This is a genomic window from Achromobacter sp. RW408 (assembly GCF_003184165.1).
Classification (GTDB): domain Bacteria; phylum Pseudomonadota; class Gammaproteobacteria; order Burkholderiales; family Burkholderiaceae_B; genus Achromobacter; species Achromobacter xylosoxidans.
This window is the reverse complement of record NZ_QHHO01000040.1, coordinates 324,385-331,488: the sequence shown is the minus strand read 5'-3', so window position 1 is coordinate 331,488 and position 7,104 is coordinate 324,385. Positions and strand designations below refer to the sequence as shown.

At 69.9% G+C, this 7,104-nt stretch carries 6 protein-coding genes; 4 read left to right on the top strand and 2 right to left on the bottom strand.

The window, feature by feature from the left end:
- The 4 genes from DK459_RS09085 to DK459_RS09070 form a co-directional block, all read left to right on the top strand.
- Nucleotides 1–889: dihydrodipicolinate synthase family protein (locus DK459_RS09085; protein WP_110134677.1), on the top strand; the 889-nt coding region annotated here is incomplete at its 5' end.
- A gap of 76 nt (nt 890–965) precedes the next feature.
- Nucleotides 966–1,970, top strand: coding sequence for a tripartite tricarboxylate transporter substrate binding protein (locus DK459_RS09080; RefSeq protein WP_006385994.1), 1,005 nt, complete (start codon nt 966–968; stop codon nt 1,968–1,970).
- 29 nt (nt 1,971–1,999) lie between these two features.
- Nucleotides 2,000–3,175 (top strand): enolase C-terminal domain-like protein, encoded by a 1,176-nt coding sequence (locus DK459_RS09075; protein ID WP_026384060.1) that lies wholly within the window; start codon nt 2,000–2,002, stop codon nt 3,173–3,175.
- A 15-nt stretch (nt 3,176–3,190) separates the two neighbouring features.
- Nucleotides 3,191–4,282 carry a 2-hydroxyacid dehydrogenase gene (locus tag DK459_RS09070; RefSeq protein WP_110134649.1) on the top strand — a complete coding sequence of 364 codons (1,092 nt, stop codon included), beginning with the start codon at nt 3,191–3,193 and terminating at the stop codon, nt 4,280–4,282.
- On the opposite strand, the gene DK459_RS09065 is transcribed toward DK459_RS09070, so the two are convergent.
- Both DK459_RS09065 and DK459_RS09060 read right to left on the bottom strand, forming a co-directional pair.
- A complete protein-coding gene (locus DK459_RS09065) occupies nt 4,272–5,411 on the bottom strand; it encodes a porin (RefSeq protein ID WP_020926432.1) in 1,140 nt (379 codons plus the stop codon). The genes DK459_RS09070 and DK459_RS09065 overlap by 11 nt on opposite strands.
- Before the next feature lie 37 nt (nt 5,412–5,448).
- Nucleotides 5,449–7,098, bottom strand: a complete 1,650-nt coding sequence (locus DK459_RS09060; protein ID WP_026384059.1) for a 3-(methylthio)propionyl-CoA ligase — start codon at nt 7,096–7,098, stop codon at nt 5,449–5,451.
- Between the last annotated feature and the right edge of the window lie 6 nt (nt 7,099–7,104).

The window sequence follows — 7,104 nt, the reverse complement described above, 5'->3', positions numbered from 1 at the left end:
CCTCGCCCCCGTGTTGACGCCGTTCGACGCCGATCTGCTGCCGGATCCACGGCGCTTCGCGCGCCTCTGCCTGTGGCTGGCGCGGCAGGACTGCGGCCTGGCGATGTTCGGCACCAACTCGGAAGGCAATTCGCTGTCGGTGGACGAACGCCTCGACCTGCTGGACGCCGCGGTCAAGGCCGGCGTCCCCGCCGCGCGCATGTTGCCCGGCACCGGCAGCTGCGCGCTACCCGACGCGGTCAGGCTGAGCCGCGCCGCGGTGGCGCACGGCTGCGCCGGCGTGCTGGCCCTGCCGCCGTTCTACTACAAGACGATCACCGACGATGGCCTGTTCGCCTTCTTCAGCGAACTCATCGAGCGCGTCGGCGACGCGCGCCTGCGCGTCTACCTGTATCACATCCCGCCCGTGGCGCACGTCGGCTTTTCGCACGCGCTGGTGGAACGGCTGCTCACGCGTTATCCCGTCGTCGTCGCGGGCATGAAGGACACCGGCGGCGACTGGGCCTACACCACGCGGACCCTTGAACAATTCTCCGCCGAGGGCTTCGGCGTCTACGCCGGCACCGAAACCCTGTTGCTCGAAACACTGCGCCTGGGCGGCGCGGGCTGCATCTCCGCCACCGCCAACGTCAACCCCGGCCCCATCGTGCAACTGTGGCGGTCGTGGCGCGACGCCGACGCCCAGGCCCGCCAGGACGCGCTCAATGCGCTGCGCGGCGCGTTCTCGGCCTATCCGCTGATCGCCGCCATGAAAGCCGCCATCGCGCAGGCCACCGGCGACGCCGGCTGGAACCGCCTGCGCCCGCCGCTGACGCCCCTGGACGAGCGCCAACGGCAAGCATTGGGCGACGCCTTGCAGGGCCTGTCGTTCACCATCGACGCGCTCTGATCCCCGGGCGCCGCCACGAAGGCAAGCCCACCACAACAGCGCATCCCACGCAGGACGCGCGACCCAAGGAGACATCATGACCCTCATCCCCACCCGCCTGCGGCACGCGTTGCCGCGCTTGCTGGCCGCTGCGCTGCTGCTGGGCGCGGCGTCGGCGCGGCCGGCCCACGCCGACGCGTCCGCGTATCCGTCGCGGCCCATCACCATCGTGATCCAGTATCCGGCGGGCGGTCCATCCGACATCCTGGCACGCATCCTCGCGCCGCGCCTGCAAGCGCGGCTGGGCCAGCCCGTCATCATCGAAGCCCGTGTCGGCGCCGGTGGCAACATCGGCACCGACGTGGTGGCCAAGGCGCAGCCCGACGGCCACACGCTGCTGCTGTCCTCCAGCGGCCCGCTGGCCATCAGTCCGTGGCTCTACCCCAGGCTGCCCTACGATCCGCTGCGCGACCTGGCTCCCGTCATTGAAGTCGCGGCGGTGCCGCTGGTCCTGCTGGTCAACCAGTCGAATCCGGCGCGCGACGCGCAGGCGCTGCTGGCCGAACTGAAGGCCAGCCCCGGCCGCTACACCTATGGTTCTTCCGGCAACGGCACGCCCCAACACCTGTCTTCCGCGCTGTTGGAATCAACCACGGGTGCGCGCGCCGTGCATGTTCCCTACAAGGGCCAGGCGCCGATGGCCATAGACCTGATGGGTGGCCAGATCGACTTCGCCATCGACAGCATGGTCTCGGCCATGCCCAACCTGACCAGCGGCCGCCTGCGTCCCCTGGCCGTCACCAGCAAGCAGCGCTCCGCGCTGCTGCCCGACGTTCCCACCCTGGACGAAGCCGGCGTGCCGGACTACGAGTCGCTGGCCTGGTACGGCCTGATGGCGCCCGCGGCGACGCCGGCGCCGGTCATCTCGAGGCTCAACCAGACCTTGCGCGACATCATGGACCAGCCCGAGGTGCGCGAGCAGATCGCACGGCTCGGCAGCCCGGCCGTGCAAGGAACGCCCGAACAGTTCGGCGCCTTCATCCGCGCCGAGCACCGGAAATGGGGCGATATCGTCCGGCGCACCGGCGCCTCCCTTGATTGACTCCCCCTGCACCGCCAGCCCGTCACGCCATGAAAATCGTCCATGCCTGCGAAAAGACCATCCCGATCGAATGCGACCTGCGCAACGCGCGGGTGGACTTCAGCGAGATGACGGCCACCGTCGTCGCCGTCGCCACCGATCAGTTCCGCGACGGTCGGCGCGTGGTGGGCTACGCCTTCAACTCCTTTGGCCGCTATGCCTGCGGCGGTCCGCTGCGCGAGCGCTTCATCCCTCGCCTGCTGGCCGCGCCGCCGTCCGACCTGCTGGACCCGGATACGCAGCGGCTCGATCCGCCCCGCGTCGCGGCCGCGCTGCTGCGCCGCGAAAAAGCCGGCGCGCACGCGGAACGCTCGATGGCGGTGGGCACGCTGGAACTGGCGCTCTGGGACGCCGCCGCCAAACTGGAAGGCCGGCCGCTGTACCAGGTTCTGGCCAGCCGCTACGGCGTTGCCGGCGCCGGGCGGCCGCGCGCCATTGCCTGCTACGCGGGCGGCGGGTTCTACAAACCGACCGACGACCGCGCCCGGCTGCGCGACGAAATCCAGGGGTATCTCGACGCCGGCTATCGCGATGTCAAGATCAAGGCCGGCGGCCTGCCGCTGGCGCAGGACCTGGCGCGCATCGAGTCCGCGCTGGCGCTGCTGCATGACGGCAGCCACCTGGCGCTGGACGCCAGTTGCGCTTTCGGCCGCGACAGCGCCCTGGCATATGCGCGGGCCGTGGCGCCGTACGGCTTGCGCTGGCTGGAAGAACCCTGCGACCCGGCCGATTTCGACACCTACCGCGCCGTCAGCGAACAGTATCCCGGCATGCTCGCCGGCGGCGAGAACCTGTATTCCAAGGAAGAGGCGGAGAACTTCCTGCGCTATGGCCCGGCGCCGCACCGGGTGGTGCTGCAACCCGATCCGCCGCTGGCCTACGGCATTGGCGAATTCCACCGCATGGTGCGCCTGGCCGGGCGCCACGGCGTGCCGGCGGCCCATATCATGCCGCATGGCGGCAACTTGATGTCGCTGCATGTCGCGGCCGGCTTGGGGCTGGGCGGCGCGGAATCCTATCCCGGCCTGTTCGGCGCGTTCGGCGGCTTCGGCCGCGAAGTCGCGATCGCGGACGGCCATGCCTCGCTGCCCGCCGCGCCCGGCATCGGCTTCGAGGAACAGCCCGAGCTCTATCGCATTTTCGCCGCCTTGCCGGCCAACCCTTGATGAGGCCGAGCGTCCATGCCCTCCCCCCACACCATTTTCATCGCCGCTGACTTCGTGCTCGATCCGGCCCTGGACTCGGCGGCCGAGCGGTTGCGCGAGCAGGGCCATACCGTGGTGCGCGGCCCGCGCGCCGTGCCCGGCCGCAAGACCGTGCTGCCGCCGGAACGCCTGGGCGAACTCGTAGGCGCCGCCGACGTCATCGTCGCGACTTCGCGCGTCGTGATCGACGACGCCGTGCTGGACGCGGCGCCGCGGCTGCGCGGCGTCGTGTTCCCCTCCATCGGCACCGAATCGCTGGACCTGGCCGACGCCGGCCGGCGCGGCCTGATGGTGGCCAACGGCGCCACGCCAGAGAATTTCCAGAGCATGGCGGAAGCCACCATCATGCTGATGCTGAACCTGAGCTACGACCTGCGCGGCACCGAGGACCTGCTGCGCCGCAATGCGCCCCGCCCGGCCGCGCCGCGGGCGCGGATGCTGCAAGGCAAGACCGTCGGCCTGGTGGGCTTCGGCCGCATCGCGCGCGCCGTGGCCGACAGACTGCGCGGCTGGAACGTCGAGATCCTGGCCAGCAGCCCGCGCCTGGATCCGGCGCAGGTCCCGGCCGGCGTGCGAGCGGTCGCGCTCGATACCTTGCTGCGGGCCAGCGACATCGTCAGCCTGCACACCACGCTCACCCCGGGCAGCCGCCAGCTGATCGGGCCGGCCGAATTGCGGCGCATGAAGCCCGGCGCCTTCCTCCTGAACACCGCGCGCGGCGCCTGTGTCGACGAGGCCGCCGTCCACCAGGCTCTGCGCGACGGCCTCATCGCCGGCGCTGCACTGGACGCGTTCGAGGTGGAGCCGCTGCCGCCGGACAGCCCGCTGCGGCAACTGGACAACGCCATCCTGACCCCGCACATGGCCGGGCACACCCAGGAGCTGTATGCCTCGTTCGCGCCGGCCTGCGTGCGCAATGTGGAGGCGATACTCGCCGGTGAACTGCCGCCTCATGCATGCAATCCCTCGGCGGCGCCGGCCTGGCGCGAGCGGCTGGCCAGGCTCGATGGCGCGCGTGGCGGCGGCTTGGCGCACGCGCGGAATGCCGCGCCGCCTTTCAGAAAATGAAACGCATGCCCGCGCCGTAGGCGCGCACGTCAGCGCCCGCGCCGGCGGGCGGCACGCCGCCCAGCGTCAGCGCGGACGCTGCCGTGTTGTTCAACAGGCCATAGGACAGGTAAAACGAGATCTTGGGCGACACCGGATAGACGTAACTCGCGCCGATCACGGTGGCGCGGGCGCGGCCGTCCGGTTGCTGCAGCACTGCGCGCTGGACGTTGACCGCGAGAACACCGCGCGCAAACCGGATCACTCCGCCCGCCCAAACCGTGCCGCCATCGTGCCCCGGCTCGGGGTGCCAAGCCCGGAAATATCCGCCAGCCAGGGTCACGTTGCCCATGGGATACCGCCCTCCCACCAACAGATCGTGACGGGTGCCGGCCGCCCCGGTGAAGAACGGCGGCGTCCCTGCCACGCGCGGCAGGCGCAACTGCTGGTAGGCCGTGGTCAGCACGGCCCCGCCGCGGGCGTAGTAGGCGACCGAGGCTCCCCACATGCGATTGGCATCGGCCGGCCGTCGGTCCGGACCGCCCCAGCCTTGCGAGCCAAAGCTGCCCATCAGGCGCAGTTGCAGGCCGTCCGATGTGACAGGCGTAGCGTAGAACAGCGCATTGCTGGCGCGGCCGAAGCGCTCGGAGCCGGTGCCCGACAATTGCACGATCTGCTGCATGTTGCCGTAACCCGCCAGCTTCAGCGGGTCGACTTCCACCATCGACCAGTACAGCGGCGTGTAGTCACGCCCCAGGCTCAAGCTGCCATGACGGCTCTCAACGCCGACGTAGGCGCGCCGGTTGAAACCGCCCGCTATCGGTTGCCCACGCGGCTCGGCCGCCGTGGCGCTGGCGGGATCGCCGTAGTACGTGGCAGCCTGGCCATTGCCCAGGTTGAAATCGGTCTCCAGCTGGAACACCGCGCGCAGGCCTTCGCCAAGCTCCTCCGATCCTTGCAACCCGACCAGCGAGCCGCTGAGTATGCCGGACCGCATCGCCACCGAGCTGGCGCCGTGCCGCGCGCCATTGTCGATGTATGCCAGGCCAGCGTCCACGATGCCATACACCGTCACCGCCGCCTGCGCGCGGCACGCTCCCATGGCGCACAGCAGCGCGCAGGCGGCCAGCTTCCAGGCCGGAATGCCCATCGTCTTCCCCTCGATCCGCCCGCGGGCGGCGGCCGGCTCAGCCCATGGGCTGGCCTTGCTCGTTGAACCGCTCGCGCAGCACGTGCTTGAGCACCTTGCCCGTCACGCCCATCGGCAGCCGCTCGACGCAGACGACGTCATCGGGAATCCACCACTTGGCGATGCGCCCTTCGTACAAGGCCAACAAGGCATCGCGCGACAGGTTCATGCCGGCGCGCGGCACAACCACCAACAGCGGCCGCTCGCCCCATTTGGGATGCGGCACCGCGATGCATGCCGCCTCGGCCACCGCGGGGTGGGACATCGCGATATTTTCCAGTTCGATGGAGCTGATCCATTCGCCGCCCGATTTGATGACGTCCTTGCTGCGATCGCGTATCCGCAGCCGGCCGTCGACATCGATGGACGCGATGTCGCCGGTTGCGAACCAACCGGGATGAGCTTGCGATTCGCCGCCCCGGTAATAGCCGTCGGCAACCCATGGCCCGCGTGCCAGCAGATCGCCGCGCGCCTGGCCGTCCCACGGGAGCTCGACGCCTTGAGCATCGATGATCTTCAACTCGATGCCGAACACCGGATTGCCCTGGCTTTCCAGGATGGCGTCCCGGGCCGCTTGCGGCAGCGCCAGCTCAGCCGCCCGCAGCGTGCAACTGGTGCCCAATGGCGACAGTTCCGTCATGCCCCAGGCGTGCACCACGTCGATACCGTGCCGTTCGCGCAATGCCCGCATCAATGCCGGCGGGCATGCCGCGCCGCCGACCACCGTGCGGCGGAAGGCGCTGAACGCCAACCCGTTCTGCTCGACGTAGTCCAGCAGGCCCAGCCACACCGTCGGCACGCCAGCCGCCGAGGTCACGCCTTCGGCTTCGAACAAGGCGTGCAGCGAGGCGCCATCGAGCGCGGGGCCGGGCAGCACCAGCTTTGCCCCGGTCAACGGCGCCGCATATGGCAGCCCCCAGGCGTTGACATGAAACATCGGCACCACCGGCAGCACGGTTTCGCGCGCCGACAGATTCAGCGCGTCCGGCAGCGCCGCGGCGTAGGCGTGCAGGACGGTGGAGCGCTGCGTATAGAGCACGCCCTTGGGCGGGCCTGTGGTGCCGGAGGTGTAGCAAAGGCCGCTGGCCGTGTTCTCGTCGAGCTCGGGCCAGTCGTAGGCCTCGCCGGCGGCCGCCAGCAAGTCCTCGTAGCACGACAGGCCGGCCAAGGGCGCGGCAGCGGGCATCTGCTCGCGCCCGCACAGCATCACATAGCCCCGCACGCCCGGACAGCGCGGCGCCACCCGGCTCACCAGGTCCAGCAGGTCCAGGTCGAAGAACACGTATTGATCTTCGGCATGGTTCAGCAGATAGGCGATCTGCTCCGGATGCAGGCGCGGATTGACGGTATGGATGACGGCGCCCGATCCGGACACGGCGTAGTACAGCTCCAGATGGCGGTAGCCGTTCCAGGCCAGCGTGGCGACGCGCTGGCCCGGCTCGACTCCCAGTCCGGCCAACGCATTGGCCAATCGGCGGCATCGCCGGTGGCAGTCGCGATAGGTATAGCGGTGGATATCGCCTTCCACGCGGCGCGATACGATTTCAGTGCTGCCGAAGCATTGGTCGGCGTGCCGCAGGAGGCTGGAAATCAACAAGGGGCGGTTCATCATCTGGCCCGGCGGGGGATTCGGTTGCATCGACGACATGGCTCC